This is a genomic window from Paenibacillus rubinfantis (assembly GCF_001486505.1).
GTDB classification, from domain to species: Bacteria; Bacillota; Bacilli; order Paenibacillales; family Paenibacillaceae; genus Fontibacillus; species Fontibacillus rubinfantis.
In genome coordinates this window covers 912,380-935,934 of the sequence record NZ_LN909065.1, presented here as the reverse complement: position 1 = coordinate 935,934, position 23,555 = coordinate 912,380, and the positions used below count along the sequence as shown (strand labels likewise).

Sequence of the window (23,555 nt, the reverse complement as noted above, 5' to 3'; positions counted from 1 at the left end):
ACCTAGTGTCCCCGCAAGCTAACGGACTCCAGAGCCGTTATTTACACGTCTCGAATGTTCATCCGATTCTTACGGACCGAGGAGACCTTATTCTGGCCAAATCCAGCTCAAAGGGTGTCGGAAGCGCCTAATAAGGTCTCTGGTGTCCGTTACAGCGGGAAATAGCTGGGAAATGTGCAAATAAGGGCTGTACGGTCCGTTACGTTACCTTAGGGCACACAGCATCCGCCCCCCACCACATATCCGCCGCACAGCATCCGCCCCCCCCACTGTATCCCCGTCGCACAAACATCCGTACACGCCCCCTACTGAGACCTCAAGTTACTTTACGGGATTTCGACTGAACCACAATAAACCGGGTTTGGACGAATGAGCGAAATTTAAGTATGATGGAGAGAGGCAATGAAGACGGAAGGAAGATCACAGATGGACGCAAAGCAAGCGATTAAAGACATTAAACAGGGGCGGATCTCCCCGTTATACGTTTGTTACGGCACGGAGAAGTATCAGATTCAGGAGTTCGTAGGCCTGCTTCAGGAACGGCTGGTGGACAAGGATCAAAAGGATTTTGCTCTTGCGACCTTTGATTTGGCGGAGACGCCAATTGAGGTGGTGGTTGAGGAGGCGGAGACGATGCCATTCCTCGTGGAGCGGAAGCTGATCGTGGTACGCGATTCCGCCCTGCTTGTCGCCGGCGGCAAGGAAGGCGGCAAGATCGAGCATAAGGTGGAGGCGCTGCTGGCGTACATCGGTAATCCGGCGGAGCATAGTGTGATTGTGTTTGTCGCGAACGGCGAGAAGCTGGACGAGCGGAAAAAGGTCGTCAAAGCGATCAAAGCCGCTGGTACGGTGTTGTCCTTTATGCCGCTGGGCGGCGGGGAGCTGGTGCAGTGGGTCGTGCAAGAGGTGGAGAAACGCGGCTGCCGCATCGGGCGTGACGCCGCGGAGGCGTTGATTGCGGCGAGCGGCGTACAGATGGCTTCGTTGGCTGCGGAAGTGGACAAGCTTTGCTTGTACGCCGGAGCCGGCGGTATGATCGATACCTCGGCGGTCGAGCAACTGGTAGCCCGCACCACAGAGCAAAACGTGTTCGTGATGGTGGAGCATATCGCCGCGATTCGGCTGGAGCAGGCGCTTGGCATTTTCTACGAGCTGTTGAAGCAACGCGAGGAGCCGATCAAGATCGCGGCGCTGATCGCCCGCCAGTTCCGGATCATGCTGCAGGTGAAGGAGCTTGGACGCCAGAGCTACTCGCAGCAGCAGATCGCTTCGCAACTGAGCTTGCACCCGTACGTCGTGAAGCTAGCCGGCGACCAAGCTCGTAAGTTTGAGGCGGGCCGACTGAAGGCCATTTTGTCCGAACTGGCCGAGCTGGATTACCGCATGAAAAGCGGGAAGATCGATAAAATCTTGGGGCTGGAGCTGTTTCTGCTAAAACTGGGGGCCTAGCCTAAGCGGCTAAGCGGCAACGCCCAACCGGCCCCACAACCAAAAAGACCTGAACGATAAATCGTCCAGGTCTTTTTGAGCTTAGTTGAAGAAAAACTTCATTATTATTAACGAAGCTTACGCTTTAGTAAGTTCGTTCAATTTTTTAGCCAAGCGGGATTTCTTACGGGCAGCTGCATTTTTGTGGATCAAACCTTTGGTAACGGCTTTGTCCAATTTTTTCGTTGCAGCCACGAAAGCAGCTTTAGCTGCATCAACTTCGTTGTTCGCCAAAGCGGTGTCGGCAGTTTTCACAGCCGTACGCAGGGCGGATTTTTGCGAAGCGTTCAGCGCGCGGCGTTTGTCGCTCGTCTTTACGCGTTTGATTGCGGATTTAATGTTAGGCATTGCATTCACCTCCTGTAAAGCATATATCAACCCAGATGATTCACAACTTAAAATATTTTATCACGCAAGATAGCAAAAAGCAATAAATTCATCATACCGAATCTCTCGATTTCGCGCAAGTTTTCCAGCCTGAAACGAAGGCATGCATAAACGCATTCCCTCTCCCGCACAATAAAGGCAATCAGAGGAAATGGAGGTCATATGGCATGAATTTGGACTTGCGGGAATATTCCGTACGCACCGACTTGGCCGTGGAATCGAAGGAAATCGCGGAAACGGCCCATGGCGGCCCGGTTCCCGGACTCAATGAGCAGGTCGAGGAGCAAGACGGGATCAAAGTCACCCGGCTGGATGTCACCAATGAGGCGGCTTCGCGTCAAATCGGACGGATCCAGGGGCATTATGTGACGCTGGAGGTTCCCGGTCTCCGGAACCAGGATACCGAGCTGCAGGAGAAGGTTGCCGCCGCGTTCGCCAAAGAGTTTACCGCATTTTTAAATAAAATCGGCATCGGACCGGGGGCGAAGACGTTGATCGTCGGCCTGGGCAACTGGAACGTTACGCCGGATGCGCTAGGACCGCTGGTGGTGGAAAATGTGATGGTCACGCGCCATTACTTCGAGCTAACGCCGGACCAGGTGGCCCCGGGTTATCGCGAGGTCAGTGCGATTGCCCCCGGGGTGCTGGGGATCACCGGCATCGAATCCAGCGAGGTGGTACAGGGGATCGTGGAGCGCACGCGGCCGGATCTGATCATCGCCATCGATGCGTTGGCCTCGCGCTCGTTGGAGCGGGTGAATACGACGATCCAGATCGCAGACATCGGCATCCATCCCGGCTCAGGGATTGGCAATAAGCGCCGAGGGCTGACCAAGGAAATTTTGGGCGTGCCTTGTATCGCCATAGGCGTCCCTACGGTGTGCTATGCATCCACGATCGTGAATAATGTATTTGATTTGATGAAAAGCCATTTCAATCAGGAGAGCGACGACGACAACGCCCCCACTCAACAGATCATGGGCATGCTGAACGACCTGAGCGAAAGTGAGCGGCTGGGCCTCGTTAAAGAGGTCCTCGAACCGCTGGGTCATGATCTGATCGTCACGCCGAAGGAAATCGACGAATTTATTGAAGACGTGGCCAACGTGATCGCCAGCGGCTTAAATATCTCGCTGCACGAGGCGGTAACGCCGGATAACGTGGCGTCCTACACGCATTAACACCGTATCACCGCATCCCGTTCCTTCTCCCGAATCTCCAGGAAATCCGCGAATCTAGCGGATTTCTTTTTTTTGTGAGAATTCGAGGTTCTAGCCCGTGAACTAGGTTCATAGATTTGGAATATAGTTTGAAAGCGGCTGGAGGAGGACATGCATATGAAATTCAAGGCTTGGAATCTAGGAAAAATGAGACGGAATCTGCTTCACGTGTTGGCGCTGGGACGCACATTTCTGCTGTTGTCGGTCATGTCGGTGATCTTTTTCATCATGCTGGGGGTGCTGGGCATCGCCGAGAAAAGCTTAAATACTTCCCCGGTCTCTTCGATGAAGGGGCTGGCAGCCTCGCTGTCGAGCGGATTCTTTATGGATATGGTGGGCATGGAGCTGCCGCATGTGGCTAGCGAGAAGCAGACGCCGGCCATTTCGGGGCGACAGATGACGAACTTCGTCTTTCAACTGTTGACGGACGTGAATCCGTCCGATCCGAAAAGCCTGGTAGCCCGCGAAGTTCCGGGTCTAGGCGCCAACAGCCCGATCCTGCTGCGCACCGGCTCCGGCAACGGCATCGCCCAAGCCCCCGAGGACTATCGTCCGGGTGCGGGAGCGGACGGCAGCGCACCGGATCACCCCGAGCCGGATGCTGATGAGGGCGGTGAAGGCGTGGACCCTGGAGCAGGCGGGGATCCGGGCGGAGCGCAGCCTCCGGCGCAGGAGCCCGGGAAGACGGACGGCTCGTCCGGAGACCCAGGGGAATCCTCCATTAAGCCAGGCAACAAAAACATCGTGATGATCTATCATTCGCATCCGCAAGAATCCTATAATCCGGTGCTGGGCACCAATGTCGATAATCCAAGCTCGGCGGAAGACAAGAAGAACGTAGGCCTGGTTGGCGAGGCATTGGCGAAAGAGCTGGAACGTAAAGGGGTCGCCGCCCTGCACTCGTTTGAAAATTATGCGGCCAAGGTGAGCAATTACAACTATAACTACTCATATAAATATTCACGAGAGACCGTAAAGCAAGCGATGGCCGAAAATGGCAAGCTGCAATATTTTATCGATATTCACCGCGACTCGCAGCGCCACGATAAAACGACCACCACCATCGACGGCGTGAATTACGCCCAGGTGTATTTCATTATCGGGCACGGCAACGAGAATTGGCGCGAAAATGAGAGATTCGCCAGCTCGATCCATGATCGGCTGGAGAAGGCTTATCCCGGGATTTCCAGAGGGATCTGGGGCAAGACGTCTTCCCAAGGGAACGGGGAATACAACCAGTCCTTGTCACCGAACAGCGTCCTGATCGAAATCGGCGGTATCGACAACAGTGCAGAGGAGCTGGAGCGCACCGCGAAGGTGTTGGCCGGGATCCTGGCCGATCTGTATTGGGAAAGCCAGGATGCGGAGAAAGCGGGCAAGCTGACGAAGAGCAGTACAAACGGCATCGCGAATGGCGGTGTGAACAGCACAACCAAAGGCACGAGCAGTACAAGCAAGGGCGCTAGCGGCACTAGCAAAGGCACGAGCAGCACAACCAAGACGGGCAACGCGAGCAAGGGTGCAACCAACGGCTCACCGAAATCCGGGGATACAAGCAAGAAATCTTGATTTGAATTCAATGAAGTAACGGGGGATGGACATGGCAAAAATGCTGCGCAAAACCATGGTATACGGCCTGATGCTGGCAGCGGGGGTTACGCTGGGCATGCAGCTCTCCGAAAGCGGAACAACTTCGGTATTTGGTCCCGGCTTTCAAACCGGAGGGACGATGGTAGGGAATAACGGACAATCCATGATGTATCCCTATCCGCAACAGCAACAGCAACAGCCGCAACAGCCGCAACAGCCGCAGCAGTACAGTAACGGTTGGATTGCCGGCTCCACCCCCGTCTGGTCAACGAACCAAGGCAACGTCGTGCCGCAGGGGACGACAGATGGGTACGGTCTCACTCCCGGTTACGGCTCCAACCCAGCCGGGACAGCTGCGCCAAACACAACGGCAAACGACGGTTCAACCGCCCCGACGGCGGGCACCCAGGTGATGCAAACGCCAGCCGACTTGTTGATGCCGCCACCTTCGCCTCCGGCCATCGATCGATTTGCCGACAAGGCGGCCCATCTGCTGCAGCAGGCGTCGCAGAAAAGCATTCATTGGGTTGCCTCCTGGTTTGGTCCCGGCGAATGAAATAACGGTTTATAACGAATAGCGGATTTGTTATACTGTTGTTATCTTGTTATGAATCCGTTCGGTATCCGTTATTTCGGAGGTTAGATTCCTTGAAGAAAATCACGATGCAGCAAATCGCCGATCATTTGGGCGTTTCGAAATTCGTCGTATCCAAAGCGTTATCCGGTAAGGGAGGGGTGAACGAGCAGACCCGGGAGCGGGTCATTCAAGCTGCCTCCCAGCTTGGGTATTTTAATCAGAAGAACGGCTACGTCAAGAACGTCATCCCTTCGGGAACCGCTTTGCCAGCGCCGGCCGGGAAGCAGTCGGTGTTGGTGCTGATGCCCAATATCCGGTTTCAGAACAAGGAATCGCTGTATTGGGGCAGGCTGCTGGAGGGCATCTCCCGGGAGCTCGAAGCGCAGGGTTTGGGGATGATTATCGTGTCCGAGCCCCGGGGAGACAACTTTATGAACATCCTGAATCCGGACGGGATTCTGGGAATGATTGGGGTGGGGCAGATCGCCACCCCATTCCTGCTGGAAGTACACCGGATCGGACTGCCGATCGTGCTGGTCGATCATGAGGACCCGCTCATTCCTAGCGACACGATCTTCGCGAATAACGTGGACGGCATGGCCCGCCTGACCAATCATTTGATCGGCCTGGGACATCGGGAATTGCATTTCTTGGGAAATTCGGCGTTTTCCCGCAGCTTCCGGGACCGTTGGAGCGGCTTCCGCAGCGCCTTGGAGGAGAACGGCTTAACGCCGCAGTCCCCGGAGGATCCGATGCTGCAGCTGGAGGGTATCGACACCGGGGCTTACGGAGACGATCTGCAGGGGTGGCTGGAGCAGCGAAAAGCGGCGGGGACGCTCCCAACCGCGATCGTATGCGCGAACGACTCCATCGCGATGCATGCGTGCTCTGTCCTGAGCGCGATCGGCCTCCACGTGCCCGGCGACATCGCGGTCAGCGGGTTTGACAATATCGACGATGCGGCCCGGCACACCCCGGCCATCACCACCATCAACGTCCCGAAGGAGGATCTTGGCCAGCGGGCGGTGAGAAAGCTGATGGACCGGCTTGTCCATCCGGACGCCCCGCAAGAGAAGATCATGATCACCGTCGAAACGGTGTACCGAGATTCCACGGCCGAGCCACGACGGAAGGCCGCGGAAAAGAATTAAACTCAAACAAACGAGCTGCCAAGAGATGGTCTCTCCTGGCAGCTCGTTTGCTGCGGGATTTCGACTCCAGGTCGGACAGGTGCCCCAAGCTATCAGTCCTTAGTGTAGGCATACTGCGTTGTGCCTCCTGGTGGTGCATCAGTATATTTGCTCTTCGTGCAAAGCAGACTTTGATTAAAATCATTTTTTCAATGAGTGGGACATTGTAAACGGAAAATCACTCGCTGTGATTGCTGCTTGCCCCTTCAACTGATATAATAAATTGATTGTAATACTTCGATGATTTGTGGTGGGGGTAAGGATGACAGATATCAAGGCTAGACAAGCGAAAATTCGCAATTTCTGTATTATTGCACATATAGACCATGGCAAATCAACTTTGGCCGACCGGATTCTGGAGTATACCGGCGCGCTGACCTCTCGGGAAATGCAGGAGCAGGTCCTCGACCAGATGGATCTGGAACGCGAACGCGGAATCACCATCAAACTCCAGGCGGTTCGTCTGACCTATCGCGCCGACGACGGCGAGGAGTATTTGCTGAACCTGATCGATACGCCGGGACACGTCGACTTCACCTATGAAGTCTCCCGCAGCTTGGCGGCTTGCGAAGGCGCTTTGCTGGTGGTTGACGCGGCTCAAGGGATCGAGGCCCAAACGTTAGCTAACGTTTATCTGGCGCTCGATAACAACCTGGAGATTTTGCCAGTCATCAACAAAATCGACCTTCCCAGTGCGGATCCCGACCGGGTGAAGCAGGAGATCGAGGACGTGATCGGCCTGGATGCCAGCGAAGCGGTTCACGCCTCCGCCAAAGCCGGGATCGGGATCAAGGAGATTCTGGAGCAGGTCGTGCAGAAGGTGCCTGCACCAACCGGAGATCCGGATCAGCCGTTGAAGGCGCTGATTTTCGACTCGCATTATGACCCTTACAAAGGCGTTATCGTTTATGTGCGCGTGATTGACGGCAAGATCAAAGCCGGCTCAAAAATCAAAATGATGGCGACGGACAAAACGTTTGAGGTTATCGAGGTCGGTGCGTTCAAACCGCGGATGACGATTGTGGACGAGCTTAACGTTGGCGATGTTGGCTTTATCGTTGCCGGCATCAAGACGGTGGGCGATACGCGCGTCGGGGATACGGTGACCGATGCGAAGAATCCTACGTCTGAACCGCTGCCGGGTTACCGGAAGATCAACCCGATGGTCTACTGCGGTTTGTATCCGATCGAAACGTCGGACTACAACGATCTGCGCGAAGCGCTGGAGAAGCTGCAGCTGAACGATGCTTCGCTGAGCTTTGAACCGGAAACCTCAAGCGCGTTGGGCTTTGGCTTCCGCTGCGGTTTCTTGGGACTCTTGCATATGGACGTGATTCAAGAGCGGATCGAACGGGAATTTAACATCCCGTTGATTACGACGGCGCCAAGCGTTATTTACAAAGTTACGCTGACGAATGGCGAGACGATTTCCATCGATAATCCGTCGAACTATCCGGAGGTCGGCAAAATCGACCACGTGGAGGAGCCTTACGTCAAGGCGGCGATTATCGTACCTAATGATTATGTGGGTACTGTCATGGAACTCTGTCAAAGCAAACGCGGCGAGTTCGTGAATATGGAATACCTCGATACAACGCGGGTAACGATTACGTACCAGGTGCCATTGTCGGAGATCGTATATGACTTCTTCGATCAGTTGAAATCAAGCACGAAGGGGTATGCTTCCTTCGATTATGAGCTGTCGGGTTACCGTCAATCGAACCTCGTGAAGATGGATATTCTCCTGAACGGCGAACAGGTCGACGCCTTGTCCTTTATCGTGCACCGCGACCGTGCGTACCACCGCGGCCGGATCATTTGTGAGAAGCTGCGCGAGTTGATTCCACGTCAAATGTTTGAAGTACCGATTCAAGCCTCGATTGGGCAGAAGGTTATCGCTCGCGAGACTGTGAAGGCGATGCGCAAGAACGTCCTTGCCAAGTGTTACGGTGGCGACATCTCGCGGAAACGCAAATTGCTGGAGAAGCAAAAGGAAGGCAAGAAGCGGATGAAGCAAGTCGGTAACGTTGAGGTGCCGCAGGAAGCGTTTATGGCGGTACTGAAAATCGACGACAAATAAGAAGCAGGTCTATTGACGAAGGAAAGCCGTCTGGCTTTCCTTTCTACTATTATAGAGAAACCTGGAGGTGGGCATGACCATGGACCAAACTAGGAATCGATCGGGGCAGGGAATGCCGATCCATCACCCGGCAGCGGGCAACGGCATAACGTCATCCGGACCATCCGGCGCACCGCATGCTGTATATATTCATATCCCGTTTTGCACCAACAAGTGCTTTTACTGCGATTTCAACTCATATGTGTTAAAAGATCAACCCGTGATGGATTATTTACATGCCTTGGATCGGGAGATGGAGCTGACGGTTCAGGAAACGCCGCCAGGCGAGATTCGCAGCATTTTTGTTGGCGGCGGGACGCCTACCGTGCTAACTCCGCAGGAGATGGAGTTTTTCCTGGCCTCGGTCCGGCGTCACTTCCCGCATTGGGCGAGCGACATCGAATTTACGATGGAGGCCAATCCGGGAACAACGGATCGGGACAAGCTGACTGTCATGAAAGACGGCGGCGTCAACCGGGTTAGCTTTGGCGTGCAGGCATTCCAGAACGAATTGCTCAGCGGCATCGGCCGGATCCATAACACGGACGATGTTTATCGGAGTTTAGAGAATGCACGGGCGGTTGGGCTCGACAATCTATCCATCGACTTGATGTTTGGCCTTCCGAACCAGACGGTGGATATGCTGGATTACAGCGTATCGCGGGCACTTGAACTCGGACTGCCGCATTATTCGATTTACAGTCTGAAGGTTGAGGAGAACACGCTGTTCCATACGCTGTATCACAAGAACCAGCTTCCGCTTCCGAGCGAAGAGGAGGAGCTAAACATGTACCTGCTGCTGATGGAGCGAATGGAACAGGCCGGCTACAAGCAATACGAAATCAGCAATTTCGCCAAACCCGGCTTGGCTAGCCGACATAACATCACGTATTGGAAGAACGAGGATTATTACGGCTTGGGCGCCGGTGCCCATGGGTATGTCGGCCGCCAGCGCCACGTTAACATTAAAGGCGTAAATCCTTACGTAGAAGCAGCGAAGGCGGGACTCCCTCGATTGGAGCAGTTTGGCGTGTCGCGGGAAGAGGCGATGGAGGACTTCGTGATGGTGGGACTTCGAGTGCTGGATGGCATCCGCAAGGCGGATTTCCGGAAGCAATTTGCCGAAGAGCTGGACGAAGTGTTTGCCCGGCCGCTCGGCAAAATGTTGGATGTCGGTTTACTGGAGCCTCACAGCGATGATGAGGGGTATCGGCTGAGCAAGCAAGGCGTGTTGTTCGGTAATGAAGTGTTTGCCGAGTTTATCGGTGTATTAACTGAATAAGAATCTAGCGATTAAGCAGCTAGCGCTTCTTTTTACGAAGTGGCTAAGCTGCTTTTTTGCATTCCGCTGAATATACTTTGAAGGTGACATGGCCGTGAAACATTTTTCTTGAAGTTTTATACTATGTAATGTATATTTATTCATATTATTTGTGATCGAGGGGGAAAGCAGCATGCCAGCGGTGGCCGTGTGTAGACAGGCGAATTTAGCGGACGTTGAGCCGTTATATAATATGATTGAAGGATATGCCCGGCGAGGAATTATGCTCCCGCGTTCGCGGACGGTGCTGGAGCGCCAGATCCAGGAATTCGTCGTTGCGGAAGTGGACGGCGAGGTTGTCGGCTGCGGATCGCTGTGCAAGCTGGGGGATGAATTGGTTGAAATCCGCTCGCTGGGGATTGCCGAAGGCCACAAGGGGAAAGGGCTTGGTTCCATGCTCGTTGAACAACTGGTGGAAGAGGCGCGGAGACAAGCGATCCCCAAGGTGATGGCGCTCACGTATGAGGTTTCCTTTTTCGTTAAAAACGGGTTTGCGGTCGTGAACAAAGAGATCTTTCCGGAGAAAGTATGGACCGACTGCGTAAATTGCGCGAAGCAGCATTGCTGCGACGAAATCGCGGTTCTCAAGATACTGGACTGACTTGACAATCGTCAGGTCGGTTTGGTATTTTTGTATTAGTGATTAGCACTCTACGACATTGAGTGCTAACGAAACGGAAAACCGAGTAAACTCAGGAGGGATTGCCATGTTGACGGAACGCCAAAGAATGATCTTAACTGCGATTGTGGACGACTATATTCGTTCGGCGGAGCCTGTGGGATCCCGAAGCATTTCCAAACGGGGCGATGTCGGGTACAGCCCGGCGACGATTCGAAATGAAATGGCTGATTTGGAGGAGCTCGGTTTTTTGGAGCAGCCACATACGTCGGCGGGACGGATTCCTTCCCATAAGGGCTACCGCTACTATGTGGATCACCTGACGCCGCTAAACCTGCTGACTAACGAAGAATTGACGACGTTTAAAGCGTTTTTTGCGGAGAAGTTGAACGCAACCGAACAAGTGATTCAACATGCCGGGACGATTCTTTCCCAAATGACCAACTACACTTCCATCCTGCTGGGGCCGGAAGTTTTTCATACGTCTTTGCGCCATTTTCAGCTCTTACCGCTGAATGAGACGACGGCGGTGGCCATCGTCGTGACGAATACGGGGCAGGTGGAGAACAAGACGGTGACGATTCCGGCCGGCTTGTCCGTGTCGGAAATGGAGCAAGTGGTCAACCTGTTGAACCGCAGGCTCACCGGCGTGCCGATTTACAAGCTAAAGTCAGCCTTGTATAACGAGATTGGTCGGGAGATGCAACGGCATATCGAGCATTTCGAAGAGCTGATGAAAGTGTTGGATCAAGCGTTTGACGCAGGCTCGGACGGGCAGCGCCTCTTCTTGAGCGGAGCGACGAACATGCTGACGCAACCGGAGTTCCGTGATGTCGACAAGGTGAAGAGTATTCTGGATTTACTGGAGGAGACGCCAACCTTGACGAAGATGATCTCCTCGGCGGCTGGTTCCGGGATTCAGGTGCGCATCGGGACTGAGAACGGGCATGAAGCCTTCGCCAACTGCAGTCTCATCACGGCAACCTATCAATTGGAAGGTGAAGCCGTGGGGACGATCGGTATTTTGGGACCAACGCGGATGGAATACGCCCGGGTGATCCGGATTTTGGAGATTTTATCGAAGGATATGAGCAAATTTCTAGCCCGGATGTAACAACATGCATGAACGATTCGTTTAACCGCATGTTAAGGAGGCGAGTTTCTTGAAGGAATCACAGTCGATTCAAGACAACATCAATCATAATGCAGAGGAAGAAATGAACATGAACGATAACGTGCAAGAGGATCTGCAACAAACGTCAGAATCCGAAGCGAGGCAGGAGGAAGTCGTTGAGGAAACCCAAGGGGCTGCGGAAGAGGTTGCAGCCGAAGCCGGGAACGATGTCGGAGCTTCCGCCGAATTGGAGAAGCTGCGCGCGGAGAGTGAGGAATACCAGCAGCGGCTGCTAAGAACGCAAGCCGATTTCGATAATTTTCGGCGCCGTACGGTGAAGGAGAAGGAAGAGCTGGGGAAATACGCTTCCGCCAAATTGATCACCGAGCTGTTGCCGGTCATCGACAACTTTGAACGGGCGCTGGGCTCGGCAGGGGAGAGCGCGGACGCTAGTTCCTACGCGAAGGGTGTAGAAATGATTTTCCGCCAACTGGAAGGTGTACTTAAAGCAGAAGGGCTGACGCCGATGGAAGCGGAAGGCCAGCCGTTTAATCCGGAGTTCCATCAGGCGATTATGCAGGTGGAATCCGATGAGCATGAAGAGGGTATCGTCGTGGAAGTTGTGCAGAAGGGGTATCTTTTGAAAGATAAAGTGCTGCGCCCGGCGATGGTCAAAGTCAGCGGCTAATCATACTTAGCAAGTTTTGTGGATTTAGATGATTCAACCTATTAAGGAGGACATAACGTAATGAGCAAAGTAATCGGTATCGACTTAGGAACAACTAACTCCTGCGTAGCAGTAATGGAGGGCGGCGAAGCGGTTGTCATTCCAAACCCGGAAGGGGCGCGTACGACTCCATCCGTTGTAGGTTTTAAGAAAGACGGCGAACGGATCGTTGGGGAAACGGCGAAACGTCAAGCGATCACCAATCCGGACCGTACGATCATTTCGATCAAACGGCATATGGGGACAAACCATAAGGAAACGATCGATGGCAAGGAATTTACGCCGCAGGAGATTTCCGCAATCATTTTGCAGAAGCTGAAATCCGATGCAGAAGCGTATTTGGGCCAACCGGTTACACAAGCGGTTATCACGGTTCCGGCTTATTTTAACGACAGCCAACGTCAAGCAACCAAGGATGCCGGGAAAATCGCGGGCCTTGAAGTGCTGCGGATCGTCAACGAACCAACGGCAGCTGCACTGGCTTATGGCTTGGAAAAAGCCGAAGATCAAACGATTCTCGTGTATGACCTCGGCGGCGGGACGTTTGACGTTTCGATCCTCGAGCTGGGCGACGGCTTCTTCGAAGTAAAAGCGACCAGCGGGGACAACCATCTTGGCGGCGACGACTTCGACCAGAAGATCATCGATCACCTGGTAGCTGAGTTCAAGAAAGATCAAGGGATTGATCTGAGCAAGGATAAAGCGGCGGTGCAACGTTTGAAGGATGCCGCAGAGAAAGCGAAAAAAGAACTGTCCGGCGTGTTGACCACGACGATCTCCCTGCCGTTCATCACCGTCGTAGACGGCGTGCCTCAACACCTTGAGGTGAACCTGACCCGGGCGAAATTCGAAGAACTGACGGCAGACCTCGTAGAACGCACGTTGGGCCCAACTCGCCGCGCATTAAGCGATGCAGGGATGACACCTGCGGATATCGATCGGATCGTTCTAGTCGGCGGTTCCACGCGGATTCCAGCCGTTCAGGAAGCGATCAAGAAATTGACAGGCAAAGAACCGCACAAAGGCGTGAACCCGGACGAAGTCGTAGCGCTTGGCGCTGCCGTGCAAGCAGGCGTGCTGACCGGCGACGTCAAAGACGTTGTATTGCTCGACGTTACTCCGCTTTCGCTGGGGATCGAAACGGCCGGCGGCGTATTTACGAAGATGATTGAACGGAATACGACAATTCCAACAAGTAAATCGCAGGTATTCTCCACCTATGCTGATAACCAGCCAAGTGTAGAAATCCACGTCCTGCAAGGGGAACGGGAGATGGCGGCCGGTAACAAGACGCTGGGACGCTTTATGCTGGGAGATATTCCTTTGGCACCACGCGGCGTACCGCAAATCGAAGTTACCTTCGACATCGATGCGAACGGGATCGTAAACGTATCAGCAACGGATAAAGGCACCGGCAAGAGTCAAAAAATCACGATCACTTCCTCCAGCGGCTTGAGTGATGAGGAAGTTGAGAAGATGATGAAGGATGCCGAGCTGCATGCAGAAGAAGACAAGAAACGCAAAGAGTTGGTTGAAGCGAAAAACAACGGTGACCAATTGATCTACAGCGTTGATAAAACGTTGAAAGAACTGGGCGACAAGGTCGACGCGGCCGAAACCGACAAAGCCAATGCGGCCAAGGAAGAGCTGAAGAAAGCGCTGGAAAGCGATGATCTGGAGCAAATCAATGCGGCTTCGGAGAAATTGACCGAAATCGTTCAACAATTGTCCGTGAAGCTGTATGAGCAGGCTTCGCAAGCGGCGGGAGCAGAAGGTGCAGCCGATGCTGCCGGCGGTCAACCTCGCGACAACGTGGTGGATGCCGACTACGAAGTGGTTGACGAAGACAAGAAACAAAGCTAAGATGGCTCACAGAGCTGCCTAAGTCTGGTGAATAAACTTTGGTAACCGGGAAGGTCAAAGTGCGGGCTGCTTCCGCACTTTGACTTTCCTTTTGCCATGATCATAAGATGACTGATAGGCTAGGTTTTAAGCACCGAGAAGGTTGGATGAAGTTGGGACTGAGTAGCGGAGCGTACATAGGGGTACGTGAGCAACGGAAGGCCCAACTGAATTCAAGATTCGAAGTCGAGTCAGCTTCTCGATTTGCTTCGAGATGAAAAGGGAAGTCAGGTTTTAAGCACCGAGAAGGTTGGATGAAGTTGGGACTGAGTAGCGGAGCGTACATAGGGGTACGTGAGCAACGGAAGGCCCAACTGAATTCAAGATTCGAAGTCGAGTTAGCTTCTCGATTTGCTTCGTGATGAAAAGATGACAGACGGGGGTGGAAGAATGGCAGAGAAACGCGATTACTACGAGGTGCTGGGCCTCGGAAAAAACGCATCCGAAGAGGAAATCAAAAAAGCTTACCGCAAGCTGGCCCGGCAATATCACCCGGACGTCAATAAAGCGGAGGATGCGGAAGCGAAATTTAAAGAGGTCAAGGAAGCCTACGACGTCCTGAGTGATCCGGGGAAACGGTCGCGATATGATCAGTACGGCCATGTCGATCCGAATCAGGGCATGGGCGGCGGCTTCTCCGGCGGGGATTTTGGCGGCTTTGGCGATATCTTTGATATGTTCTTCGGAGGCGGCGGCGGGCGGCGTGATCCGAACGCGCCGCAGCGCGGTAACGATTTGCAATATACGATGACCATCGAATTTAAAGAAGCGGTGTTTGGGAAAGAAACAGACATCACGATTCCGCGTACGGAAAACTGTGACACTTGCTTTGGCACCGGGGCCAAACCTGGAACAAAGCCGGTCACCTGTTCCGTGTGCCATGGTACCGGACAACAGGAGGTTGTACAGAATACGCCGTTTGGCCGTATGGTGAACCGGCGAGCTTGTAGCAACTGCGGCGGCAAAGGACAAATCATTAAGGAGAAATGTCCAACCTGCGCCGGCAGCGGCAAAGTGAAAAAACAGCGTAAAATCCATGTCCGGATTCCGGCAGGGGTGGATGACGGGGCTCAACTGCGGATGACCGGCGAAGGTGAAGGCGGATTGCGCGGCGGACCAGCCGGGGATCTGTACATCGTTATCCGCGTGAAATCGCATGATTTCTTCGAACGCGAAGGCGATGATATTTACTGCGAAGTACCGTTGACGTTCGCCCAGGCCGCGTTGGGGGATGAAATTGAAATTCCAACGCTGACCGAGAAGGTGAAGCTGAAAATTCCGGCCGGAACGCAAACGGGGACCTATTTCCGTTTGAAGGGGAAAGGGGTTCCGCGCTTGCGCGGGATCGGCCAGGGGGATCAGCACGTCAAAGTGGTCATCGTGACGCCAAGCAAGCTCAGCGACGAGCAAAAGGAGCTGCTGCGCCAATTTGCTTCGCTGGACGGCGAGCAGACGCACGAGCATGAGCAATCGTTTTTTGATCGGATGAAACGGGCGTTTCGCGGGGACTAGTCCCTATTAAAAAGCGCGAGCCGAGGATTCAAGTCCTCGGCCGCGCTTTTTTGCTATGCATTTTGAATCTCTGCGAGAATTTCATCCTCCAGCATCAGCCGGATATCCTCCCGGAACACCCGCTTCCCATATTCGCGATGAACGTACACCAGGATGGCTTCCATGATGTTGGATTCAACGATATATCGACTGCGACCGTTGACCCAAACCTCGCCGGTATATCCGGTATCCTCGTCCCAACTGAGCTCCACTGTCACATCGGTGGGGCGAACGCCCGTCCGCTCAGCGGTATGCAGGCAAATCGCATTGATGATTTCATCCATCCCCAGAATCATAGCTTAGTATCGGCCTCCGCCGCGATAATCGTCATGGCGCGGCTGCTTTTTGAATCGACGGTACAGGGCTGTGACCGCGATAATAATCAAGTAGATCGCCAGCAGGTTCACGGCTAACCCCAGCAAATTGCCGAAGAAGCCCATACTGCCAAACAAGCCGCCGAATAATAGGCCGGCAAATCCGCCGATCATCATCCCCCGCATAAAGCTGCCGCCGCTAAAAAATCCGCGGTTTGTCGTTGGGGTGCCTGTCGTAGCTCCCGTCCGATTCCCTGTCGTATTCTGATATTCGCTTTGCGCCGGCTTCTTCGGGGCAGGCTTGTAGGTCCGAGGGCCGGATTTAAATCCCCCGCCGCGTCTTGCGTCAGCAAAGTCAGGTGCGGTAAAGGTGAAAAATACAGTGAAGGCCATCATGAGCAGCATGACTCTTTTTAACATGGTGTTTAACCCCTCCTATGCAAGTAAGTATGTTCTGTTCCCAATCAAGTAATACGGACAACCCTGGAGGACGTTTCAAATTTAAAGTAAATGGCCGGGGGTAAAATTTGCATAAAGCTCCGCCTAAGTTTACATCCTACGAAAGAATGGGCTGTGAAGGGTACAGTTTCATTGAAGTGTAAACGAAAGGCAGGGAAGAAGAATGGCTGAAAAGAATATCTTGGCCTATTTCAAAAGCCCGGAGGAAGCGGAAGGGGTGGCTCGCAAGTTGAGCGCGCTGCGGGTGGAGGATCTGTCGATCGACCGTTTCAGCCGGTATGCCGGCGAGGGGTACGATCCGATGAACCCGGTTACGGGAAGCATCTCCAGCTTAGCGGCTATTACCCAGGATGCAGCGATCACGAACCGTTCGGCAGGGATTCTGGCGGCAGCGGATCCGGCGGCCAGCGGACTCAGCCACGGAGGACAAGGCGGGCCGACCGGCCATGATATCTTGCTGACCGCCGTCGTTGACGAATCGATTCATCATCAGGCGCTACGCATCATTGAAGAGGCGGGCGGTTTGATTTAGCGAGTTGGGATGACCCATTGGATAAACAGGACACTAAAGTAGAAGGAGATGAATGAGGAAATGAGTCAAAGCCAGGAGGATCGGCGAACAAAACGGATTTCGGCCAACGGAAAAAATCTGCCAATCGGACACAACAACGACGTGGAGTTTTCCGAGGATCTGGCCGATCAAGAGGATTGGGAAGCGCTGGAACGCAGTGAACGTGCGGACGCACGCCAGCAAGGTCAATATAAACTGTAACGGTATCATCAGGCGGGGGAACCTTAACGGGGGCCCCTGTTTTGTTTTGTCACGTTCTTTATTCTATAGTACAATAAAACTTATGCATGTAAGTCAAGGAGGAAATCATACGATGATTTGGAAGGAAATAACTATACATACGACGGAAGAAGCGGTGGAGATGGTTTCGAACTTCCTGCATGAAGCAGGAGCAGGCGGAGTGACCATCGAAGAGCACGTCGATAACGATAAACCCCGGGATACTTCCCTTGGACAATGGTTTGAAATTCCGCCGAATGACATTCCGGAAGGGGAAGCCAAAATCAGCGGTTATTTTCCGGAAGGATTAAATATTGAGGAAGTGTTGGCCGAAGTCCGGACGCGCATCGAGGAACTCAAGGGTTATGACATCGATCCGGGGGCTGCGGAGATCAGCGTGCGGGACGTAAGCGAAGACGACTGGGCCAACAATTGGAAGCAATACTTCAAACCGCTGCGGGTATCGGAAAAGCTGACGATCAAACCCACTTGGGAGGATTATCAGCCTCAATCGCCGGGGGAGCAAATCATCGAGCTGGATCCCGGCATGGCGTTTGGCACGGGCACGCATCCAACGACGTCTTTGTGCTTGCGTACCCTTGAGAGCATCATTCGTGAAGGGGACGAGGTCATCGACGTTGGCACCGGATCGGGAATTCTGGCGATCGGAGCTTGCCGGCTTGGCGCTTCCAAGGTGCTGGCGTTGGATTTGGATCCGGTTGCTGTCTCCAGCGCCACGGAGAACACGCGTCTGAACGGTTTGGAAGATCAGATCCAGGTCGTGGAAAGCGATCTGTTGTCCGTCCTTAAAGGCGAAGGCAGTGCCGGAGTCCAGGTGAAATTGCCTGTGAGAGTGGTTGTCGCCAACATTCTGGCCGAGATCATTTTGCTGTTTATCGAGGATGTGTACCAAGCCCTTGCACCCGGCGGTTATTATATCGCATCGGGCATCTATAAGAACAAAGAAGAAGCCGTACAAGAAGCGCTGATTGCCGCGGGGTTCGAAGTGGAACGGACGGCCCGGGAAGAGGATTGGGTCGCTTTTGTGGCGAGAAAGAGGTAATCATTTATGGATTGGTTAGACCGAATATTGCGAGTCCCGTTGGACCAGCTTCCTTTTTATTTGATCACGCTGGTGATCGCTTTTACAATACATGAATTTTCGCATGCTTACTTCGCCAATAAATTTGGGGACCCGACGGCCAAGCTGTTGGGTCGTGTTACGCTGAATCCGGCCGTTCATTTTGATTTGTTCGGGATCATTTTGCTCCTGATCGCCGGCTTCGGCTGGGCTCGACCGGTTCCGGTTAACCGCGACAACTTCAGCAAACCTCGTCTAATGGGCGTGGTCGTATCGGCAGCCGGACCGCTCAGCAACTTGCTGCTGGGCGTTCTCGGTACGTTGGTTTACGTGATGTTGGCCCAGTTCGGCGTATTGGATGCCATTACGAACGAGAAGTTGTTTCAAGCCGTACTGATCTTTTTTAATCTGTTTACCATCATGAACTTTTTCTTATTCTTCTTTAATTTGATTCCTCTGCCGCCGCTTGACGGCTATCGCATCCTGGAGGATATCGTACCGCGCCGCATGCTGGGTAAGCTGCAGCAATACGAGCAATGGTCGGTGCTGATCTTCCTGGTCATTCTGATTGTCCCGGAACTGCAGCGGTATACGATCACACCGTTGTATAACGCGGCCGAGACGATCTACATCCAGTTCGCCCATCTTTTTCTAGCGATGTTTGGAGCCTAAGGCGGGAAGTAAGACTGGAAACAGGGTATCAAAAGTTGTATGATGTAGTTTGGTGATTTTGAAGCTTGAGTGAACGATGAGGATGATAAGAACATGCAGCGTTATTTTGTGGAACCCGTGCAATTCGGCGATCGGGAAGTGACGATTGTCGGCGAGGATGCCCGCCATATCGGCAGGGTGATGCGTTCCAAACCCGGCGATAAGTTGATCGTGAGCGACGGGGTTTCCCGGGAAGTCCTCGCGGAGATTACATCCATTGAGCCGCAGCAAGTAACGGCGGCAATTATAGAAGAACTGGCGGCGTCCGGAGAACCGTGGCTGCAGGTGACCGTGGCCCAGAGCTTGCCGAAAGGCGACAAGATGGAAACCGTCATCCAGAAGTGCACGGAAATCGGCGCAGCCGCGTTCCTCCCCTTCTTATCTGAACGTACCGTCGTCCAATACGATAGCAAGAAGGAAGAGAAGCGGCTCGCCCGCTGGCAAAAAATCGCTAAAGAAGCTGCCGAGCAAGCGCATCGCAGTCAAATCCCAACCGTCGAGCTGTCGGTCAAATGGGACGAGTTGCTTGCGGCATTACCGGCCTACGATTTGGTATGTTTATGTTATGAAAAAGAGAACGGCCAGCAGCTGCGAGATGTGCTGAAGCCGTTCGTTGCCGGGTTGACACCCGAGAAGACGGTGAAGGTCGCCGTTCTGGTCGGGCCGGAAGGCGGCTTCACCGAAGCGGAAGTGCGGGAAGCCGAAGCCGCAGGTGCGGTATCCGTCGGTTTGGGCCGGCGTATACTGCGCACCGAAACGGCCGCCATGGCCGCCCTGACCTGCATCATGTATGAATCCGGAGAAATGGGGGGGAATTGAGCGATGCCAACCGTCGCCTTTTACACCTTGGGCTGTAAAGTTAATTTCTATGATACCGAAGCCATTTGGCAGCTGTTTAAAAACGAAGGCTACGAACAGGTTGATTTCGAGCAATCGGCTGCCGACGTTTATTTGATCAATACCTGTACTGTGACCAATACCGGCGACAAGAAGAGCCGTCAGATCATTCGTCGTGCCGTTCGCCGCAATCCGGACGCCATTGTTGCGGTAACCGGCTGTTATGCGCAAACATCGCCGGCGGAGATTTTGGACATCCCCGGCGTGGATCTGGTTATCGGGACGCAAGATCGGGATAAGATTATCCCTTACGTGAAGCAGCTCCAAGAGCAGCGCAAGCCGATTAACGCCGTACGCAATATCATGAAAACGCGGGAGTTCGAAGAGCTGGACGTGCCGAATTTCGCCGACCATACCCGCGCTTTTCTAAAAATCCAAGAGGGCTGCAACAATTTCTGCACCTTCTGCATTATTCCATGGTCGCGCGGCTTGTCGCGCAGCCGTGATCCGCAAAGCGTGATCCAGCAAGCGCGCCAATTGGTTGCCGCGGGCTATAAGGAAATCGTTCTGACCGGCATTCATACCGGCGGATACGGGGACGATCTGGACAACTATCGCTTATCCGATCTCCTGTGGGATTTGGACAAAGTGGAAGGCCTTGGCCGCATCCGCATCAGCTCGATTGAAGCAAGCCAGATCGACGAGCGGATGCTTGAGGTGTTGAAGAACTCCTCGAAAATGTGCCGCCACTTCCATATTCCGCTGCAAGCCGGCAGCAACGAAGTGCTGAAGCGGATGAGAAGAAAGTACACAATCGAAGAGTTTGAGCATAAAATCAAAATGATCCGCGATTTCATGCCGGACGTTGCGATTACGACCGACATCATCGTTGGCTTCCCGGGGGAAACCGACGAGCTGTTCCGCGAAGGCTTCGAAGCGATCAAACGCATCGGCTTCTCGGAAATGCACGTGTTCCCTTATTCCAAGCGGAGCGGTACACCGGCCGCGCGGATGGAGGACCAGGTGGACGAGGAAGTGAAGCATGCCCGCGTGCATGAGCTGATCGAGTTGTCCGAGCAAATGCAGCTCGCCTATGCCGAGAAATTCGTCGGCCAGGTGCTGGACGTCATCCCGGAGAAAGATGAGAAAGGCACTGCCGGAGACGGCTTCGTGACGGGCTTCAGCGACAACTATCTGCAAATCCGCTTCCCGGGCACTCCAGACCTGACCGGTAAAATGTGCCGCGTCAAGCTGACCCAAGCCGACGTCAACACCAGCGAAGGCCAGTTGGTGCGCGTCCTGGACGAAGCCTCGCAAGCCTTAGCCTAATACTTCCCGCCCGCACTGGGCATCAGTCAAGGATTTCACCCATTGGGGTTGAAATCCTTGTTGTTACATAAGGAGCAATTGGAAGGATGAGTGCGCTGAGCCTATAATTAACAAGTAACACTCAAAGTAACATGCGTATTCCCGAAGGGAACAGCGGCAGGTAACTCAGGTACACCAAGAGGTGATCCACGCACCAACGTCGAGCGCCGCAGTCGATCCCACGTTCTTCAGGTTTCAGCCAGGTAACCCAGGAGCACGAAAAGTAAGACGGACCCGAAGGGGGAAAAGCGTTCCACGCACCAAAGTCAGCGAATCCCCGCAGGGGAGAGCGCCTAGGGAGCGCCTCAGCCCCTCAAACGTTCGTTCAGTTTGCGGGATCCCCAAGGGCAGCGGGCCCTTGGGGGCCCTCCCTTACGGTAAGGGAGGGTTTGGGAGGGTTGAGTCCCGGTTGAGTAATTTTAAGGAGGTACAGCCAGAATGCCATTCAAAGAAATCTCTGCTGGAGGCGTCGTCTATCGCATCCAAGACGGGCGGCTGCAAGTGCAGCTCATTACCGACCGTTACGGCAAAATATCGTTTCCGAAGGGGAAGAGGGAACCGGGGGAAACCGTGGAGCAAACGGCGCTGCGTGAAATTTTGGAGGAAACCGGCATTGTGGGCCGGATCGATAAATTGATCGATATCATCGCTTATACTTACCATCATCCCAAACTAGGGAGCGTCGACAAGGAAGTCCATTACTACCTGGTCGAATGGCAAAGCGGCGCCCTCCGTCCTCAACTGGAGGAGATCCGCAGCGTGTCCTGGTACGAGCCGCAGGAAGCTTGGCGTCAGCAGCGTAAGGCCGGATACGACAACAACGACTTCATTTTAGAAAAAGCGCTGCAAATGCTGGGCATCGAGCCTGAGAGCTGAAAGCCGAAAGCCGGCGGCGGAAAATAGATGCTAAAATGCAGTTATTTCTGCGGAAATCGCCCAATAGTCTGAAATAAGTGCAAGAGTGCAGTTATTTTCTACGGTATTTGAGAAATCGGAGGATATCGGCGAAAATAACTGCATTTTTGCAGCTATTTAGGAAAAATAGCTACTTTGTCATAAAAATAACTGCATTCCTGCAGCTATTTTAGTACTTTCGGATTTGGAAGGAGCGGGCTGGCGAGATGATCCTCCCCGGACCGATCCAGCCGGGACCAGATCGGCAAATAGCAGAACGGCAGCGCCAGCAAGGAGCAAACGACGTTAAAAATCGTTTGTGTATGGGCGATCTGCGCGGAGAGATCGCCGGTCAACCAGGTGGCCGCCGCTTGCAGCAGCGGAACCAACGGCAGGAACAACGCCGCCCCCAGCACGTTAAGCGTTACGTGCGACCAGGCGACGAACCGGCCCGGCCGGGTGCCGCCAATCGCGGCGATGACTGCCGTCACGCAGGTGCCGACGTTGGAGCCGATGACCATGGCGATCCCGAATTCCACCGGCAGGGCGCCGCTGGCGGCGAGGCCCATCGTCATGGCGACAACCGCGGCGCTGCTGTGAATGATCGCCGTCAGGATCGCGCCGGCGAAGGCGCCCCATAGCCAGCTGCCGGTGGCATGCTGCAGCAGCCAGGAGATCACGCCGCGCTCCTCCAACGCCGGACCAATGGACTGCATGAAGCGGATCGCGATCATGACCAGGCTGAAGCCGGCTAACGCTAAGGCGCCGAACTGCAAAGGCAACAGCCAAGACATACGGCGTTTGATATAGTCCGGGAGCATCTCGGCACCAAGTACGGCAGCTGCCCACCCCCCAATGGAAACGATGAGCATGGGAACCCCAAGCTTGGCTATATTAAGGGCAAGCAGCTCCGTGGTCAGGCAGGTTCCGATATTGCCTCCCAAAATGATGCCCAGCGTTCGCGCATAGGACAACAAGCGGGCATTCACAAGACCGATTGTCATCACCGTCACGGCCGTGCTGCTCTGCAGGACCGCCGTGATCAGCGTACTCGACAGCAGGCCGGTCCAAGGTGTCCGCGTCGTTTGGTGAAGAAAGCCGATCAACCTGGGGCCGGCCCAGGCGTGCAGGGCAGCTTCCATCACTTTCATGCCAAACAGGAACAGGGCGAACCCAAACGTCACCGGAAACAAGATGTCTTGAAACAGATCGGCGCCCCCCTTTCCACAAAAAGTAAAGCTAATTACGTACAAGTTACATATATGACGGTCGGACAACTTCCATGCTAGCAAAGCT

General features: G+C 53.9%; 23 protein-coding genes. 19 read left to right on the top strand and 4 right to left on the bottom strand.

Annotated elements, in window-relative coordinates:
* Window positions 1-426 precede the first annotated feature (426 nt).
* Window positions 427-1,449 (top strand): DNA polymerase III subunit delta, encoded by a 1,023-nt coding sequence (gene holA / locus BN3277_RS15865; protein ID WP_059044228.1) that lies wholly within the window; start codon window positions 427-429, stop codon window positions 1,447-1,449.
* 117 nt (window positions 1,450-1,566) lie between these two features.
* On the opposite strand, the gene rpsT is transcribed toward holA, so the two are convergent.
* Entirely contained in the window at window positions 1,567-1,836 is a 270-nt protein-coding gene (rpsT, locus tag BN3277_RS15860; RefSeq protein WP_059044226.1) for a 30S ribosomal protein S20, read from the bottom strand.
* Between the two features lie 206 nt (window positions 1,837-2,042).
* Between rpsT and gpr the strand changes: the two genes are divergently transcribed.
* The 11 genes from gpr (at window position 2,043) to dnaJ (ending at window position 15,766) form a co-directional block, all read left to right on the top strand.
* Window positions 2,043-3,056 (top strand): GPR endopeptidase, encoded by a 1,014-nt coding sequence (gpr, locus tag BN3277_RS15855; protein WP_059044224.1) that lies wholly within the window; start codon window positions 2,043-2,045, stop codon window positions 3,054-3,056.
* A 156-nt stretch (window positions 3,057-3,212) separates the two neighbouring features.
* A complete protein-coding gene (locus tag BN3277_RS15850; RefSeq protein WP_059044222.1) occupies window positions 3,213-4,664 on the top strand; it encodes a stage II sporulation protein P in 1,452 nt (483 codons plus the stop codon).
* A gap of 31 nt (window positions 4,665-4,695) precedes the next feature.
* Window positions 4,696-5,241: a hypothetical protein gene (locus tag BN3277_RS15845; RefSeq protein ID WP_059044220.1), complete on the top strand. Its 546-nt coding sequence runs from the start codon at window positions 4,696-4,698 to the stop codon at window positions 5,239-5,241.
* Window positions 5,242-5,333: 92 nt separating this feature from the next.
* Window positions 5,334-6,413 carry a LacI family DNA-binding transcriptional regulator gene (locus tag BN3277_RS15840; RefSeq protein ID WP_187380084.1) on the top strand — a complete coding sequence of 360 codons (1,080 nt, stop codon included), beginning with the start codon at window positions 5,334-5,336 and terminating at the stop codon, window positions 6,411-6,413.
* Between the two features lie 301 nt (window positions 6,414-6,714).
* Window positions 6,715-8,532 carry a translation elongation factor 4 gene (gene lepA / locus BN3277_RS15835; protein WP_059044218.1) on the top strand — a complete coding sequence of 606 codons (1,818 nt, stop codon included), beginning with the start codon at window positions 6,715-6,717 and terminating at the stop codon, window positions 8,530-8,532.
* Between the two features lie 112 nt (window positions 8,533-8,644).
* The gene (gene hemW, locus BN3277_RS15830) at window positions 8,645-9,853 is read left to right on the top strand and encodes a radical SAM family heme chaperone HemW (RefSeq protein WP_059044864.1); all 1,209 of its coding nucleotides are present in this window, start codon (window positions 8,645-8,647) and stop codon (window positions 9,851-9,853) included.
* A 172-nt stretch (window positions 9,854-10,025) separates the two neighbouring features.
* Window positions 10,026-10,493, top strand: a complete 468-nt coding sequence (locus tag BN3277_RS15825; protein ID WP_059044216.1) for an N-acetyltransferase — start codon at window positions 10,026-10,028, stop codon at window positions 10,491-10,493.
* 106 nt (window positions 10,494-10,599) lie between these two features.
* Window positions 10,600-11,625, top strand: a complete 1,026-nt coding sequence (gene hrcA, locus BN3277_RS15820) for a heat-inducible transcriptional repressor HrcA (protein WP_059044214.1) — start codon at window positions 10,600-10,602, stop codon at window positions 11,623-11,625.
* Window positions 11,626-11,728: 103 nt separating this feature from the next.
* Window positions 11,729-12,313, top strand: coding sequence for a nucleotide exchange factor GrpE (gene grpE, locus BN3277_RS15815; protein WP_059044862.1), 585 nt, complete (start codon window positions 11,729-11,731; stop codon window positions 12,311-12,313).
* A gap of 60 nt (window positions 12,314-12,373) precedes the next feature.
* Window positions 12,374-14,215 carry a molecular chaperone DnaK gene (dnaK, locus tag BN3277_RS15810; RefSeq protein ID WP_059044212.1) on the top strand — a complete coding sequence of 614 codons (1,842 nt, stop codon included), beginning with the start codon at window positions 12,374-12,376 and terminating at the stop codon, window positions 14,213-14,215.
* 429 nt (window positions 14,216-14,644) lie between these two features.
* Window positions 14,645-15,766: a molecular chaperone DnaJ gene (gene dnaJ, locus BN3277_RS15805; RefSeq protein WP_059044209.1), complete on the top strand. Its 1,122-nt coding sequence runs from the start codon at window positions 14,645-14,647 to the stop codon at window positions 15,764-15,766.
* Window positions 15,767-15,819: 53 nt separating this feature from the next.
* On the opposite strand, the gene BN3277_RS15800 is transcribed toward dnaJ, so the two are convergent.
* Together BN3277_RS15800 and BN3277_RS15795 are read right to left on the bottom strand one after the other, a co-directional pair.
* Window positions 15,820-16,101 carry a YxcD family protein gene (locus BN3277_RS15800; RefSeq protein WP_059044207.1) on the bottom strand — a complete coding sequence of 94 codons (282 nt, stop codon included), beginning with the start codon at window positions 16,099-16,101 and terminating at the stop codon, window positions 15,820-15,822.
* Window positions 16,102-16,104: 3 nt separating this feature from the next.
* Entirely contained in the window at window positions 16,105-16,539 is a 435-nt protein-coding gene (locus BN3277_RS15795) for a hypothetical protein (protein WP_059044206.1), read from the bottom strand.
* A gap of 202 nt (window positions 16,540-16,741) precedes the next feature.
* Here BN3277_RS15795 and BN3277_RS15790 point away from each other — a divergent pair, with 202 nt between their 5' ends.
* The 7 genes from BN3277_RS15790 (at window position 16,742) to BN3277_RS15760 (ending at window position 22,241) form a co-directional block, all read left to right on the top strand.
* A complete protein-coding gene (locus tag BN3277_RS15790; protein ID WP_059044204.1) occupies window positions 16,742-17,110 on the top strand; it encodes a hypothetical protein in 369 nt (122 codons plus the stop codon).
* A gap of 60 nt (window positions 17,111-17,170) precedes the next feature.
* Window positions 17,171-17,350: a YfhD family protein gene (locus BN3277_RS15785; RefSeq protein ID WP_059044202.1), complete on the top strand. Its 180-nt coding sequence runs from the start codon at window positions 17,171-17,173 to the stop codon at window positions 17,348-17,350.
* Between the two features lie 112 nt (window positions 17,351-17,462).
* The gene (prmA, locus tag BN3277_RS15780; RefSeq protein ID WP_059044200.1) at window positions 17,463-18,431 is read left to right on the top strand and encodes a 50S ribosomal protein L11 methyltransferase; all 969 of its coding nucleotides are present in this window, start codon (window positions 17,463-17,465) and stop codon (window positions 18,429-18,431) included.
* Window positions 18,432-18,437: 6 nt separating this feature from the next.
* Window positions 18,438-19,121, top strand: coding sequence for a site-2 protease family protein (locus BN3277_RS15775; protein ID WP_059044198.1), 684 nt, complete (start codon window positions 18,438-18,440; stop codon window positions 19,119-19,121).
* Window positions 19,122-19,214: 93 nt separating this feature from the next.
* Window positions 19,215-19,979, top strand: coding sequence for a 16S rRNA (uracil(1498)-N(3))-methyltransferase (locus BN3277_RS15770; RefSeq protein ID WP_059044196.1), 765 nt, complete (start codon window positions 19,215-19,217; stop codon window positions 19,977-19,979).
* Between the two features lie 3 nt (window positions 19,980-19,982).
* Window positions 19,983-21,326: a tRNA (N(6)-L-threonylcarbamoyladenosine(37)-C(2))-methylthiotransferase MtaB gene (mtaB, locus tag BN3277_RS15765; RefSeq protein WP_059044194.1), complete on the top strand. Its 1,344-nt coding sequence runs from the start codon at window positions 19,983-19,985 to the stop codon at window positions 21,324-21,326.
* Between the two features lie 477 nt (window positions 21,327-21,803).
* Window positions 21,804-22,241: an NUDIX hydrolase gene (locus tag BN3277_RS15760; protein WP_059044192.1), complete on the top strand. Its 438-nt coding sequence runs from the start codon at window positions 21,804-21,806 to the stop codon at window positions 22,239-22,241.
* 203 nt (window positions 22,242-22,444) lie between these two features.
* On the opposite strand, the gene BN3277_RS15755 is transcribed toward BN3277_RS15760, so the two are convergent.
* Entirely contained in the window at window positions 22,445-23,467 is a 1,023-nt protein-coding gene (locus tag BN3277_RS15755; protein WP_059044860.1) for a Na/Pi cotransporter family protein, read from the bottom strand.
* Window positions 23,468-23,555: the final 88 nt, after the last annotated feature.

Coding starts and splice junctions, on each gene's coding strand:
- BN3277_RS15800 (WP_059044207.1), bottom strand. CDS start 16,101: ATGATTCTGGGGATGGATGAAATCATCAATGCGATTTGCCTGCATACC.
- BN3277_RS15790 (WP_059044204.1), top strand. CDS start 16,742: ATGGCTGAAAAGAATATCTTGGCCTATTTCAAAAGCCCGGAGGAAGCG.
- grpE (WP_059044862.1), top strand. CDS start 11,729: ATGAACATGAACGATAACGTGCAAGAGGATCTGCAACAAACGTCAGAA.
- dnaK (WP_059044212.1), top strand. CDS start 12,374: ATGAGCAAAGTAATCGGTATCGACTTAGGAACAACTAACTCCTGCGTA.
- lepA (WP_059044218.1), top strand. CDS start 6,715: ATGACAGATATCAAGGCTAGACAAGCGAAAATTCGCAATTTCTGTATT.
- prmA (WP_059044200.1), top strand. CDS start 17,463: ATGATTTGGAAGGAAATAACTATACATACGACGGAAGAAGCGGTGGAG.
- dnaJ (WP_059044209.1), top strand. CDS start 14,645: ATGGCAGAGAAACGCGATTACTACGAGGTGCTGGGCCTCGGAAAAAAC.
- rpsT (WP_059044226.1), bottom strand. CDS start 1,836: ATGCCTAACATTAAATCCGCAATCAAACGCGTAAAGACGAGCGACAAA.
- BN3277_RS15760 (WP_059044192.1), top strand. CDS start 21,804: ATGCCATTCAAAGAAATCTCTGCTGGAGGCGTCGTCTATCGCATCCAA.
- hemW (WP_059044864.1), top strand. CDS start 8,645: ATGCCGATCCATCACCCGGCAGCGGGCAACGGCATAACGTCATCCGGA.
- BN3277_RS15785 (WP_059044202.1), top strand. CDS start 17,171: ATGAGTCAAAGCCAGGAGGATCGGCGAACAAAACGGATTTCGGCCAAC.
- BN3277_RS15770 (WP_059044196.1), top strand. CDS start 19,215: ATGCAGCGTTATTTTGTGGAACCCGTGCAATTCGGCGATCGGGAAGTG.
- mtaB (WP_059044194.1), top strand. CDS start 19,983: ATGCCAACCGTCGCCTTTTACACCTTGGGCTGTAAAGTTAATTTCTAT.
- BN3277_RS15825 (WP_059044216.1), top strand. CDS start 10,026: ATGCCAGCGGTGGCCGTGTGTAGACAGGCGAATTTAGCGGACGTTGAG.
- BN3277_RS15850 (WP_059044222.1), top strand. CDS start 3,213: ATGAAATTCAAGGCTTGGAATCTAGGAAAAATGAGACGGAATCTGCTT.
- BN3277_RS15775 (WP_059044198.1), top strand. CDS start 18,438: ATGGATTGGTTAGACCGAATATTGCGAGTCCCGTTGGACCAGCTTCCT.
- holA (WP_059044228.1), top strand. CDS start 427: ATGGACGCAAAGCAAGCGATTAAAGACATTAAACAGGGGCGGATCTCC.
- BN3277_RS15845 (WP_059044220.1), top strand. CDS start 4,696: ATGGCAAAAATGCTGCGCAAAACCATGGTATACGGCCTGATGCTGGCA.
- gpr (WP_059044224.1), top strand. CDS start 2,043: ATGAATTTGGACTTGCGGGAATATTCCGTACGCACCGACTTGGCCGTG.
- BN3277_RS15795 (WP_059044206.1), bottom strand. CDS start 16,539: ATGTTAAAAAGAGTCATGCTGCTCATGATGGCCTTCACTGTATTTTTC.
- hrcA (WP_059044214.1), top strand. CDS start 10,600: ATGTTGACGGAACGCCAAAGAATGATCTTAACTGCGATTGTGGACGAC.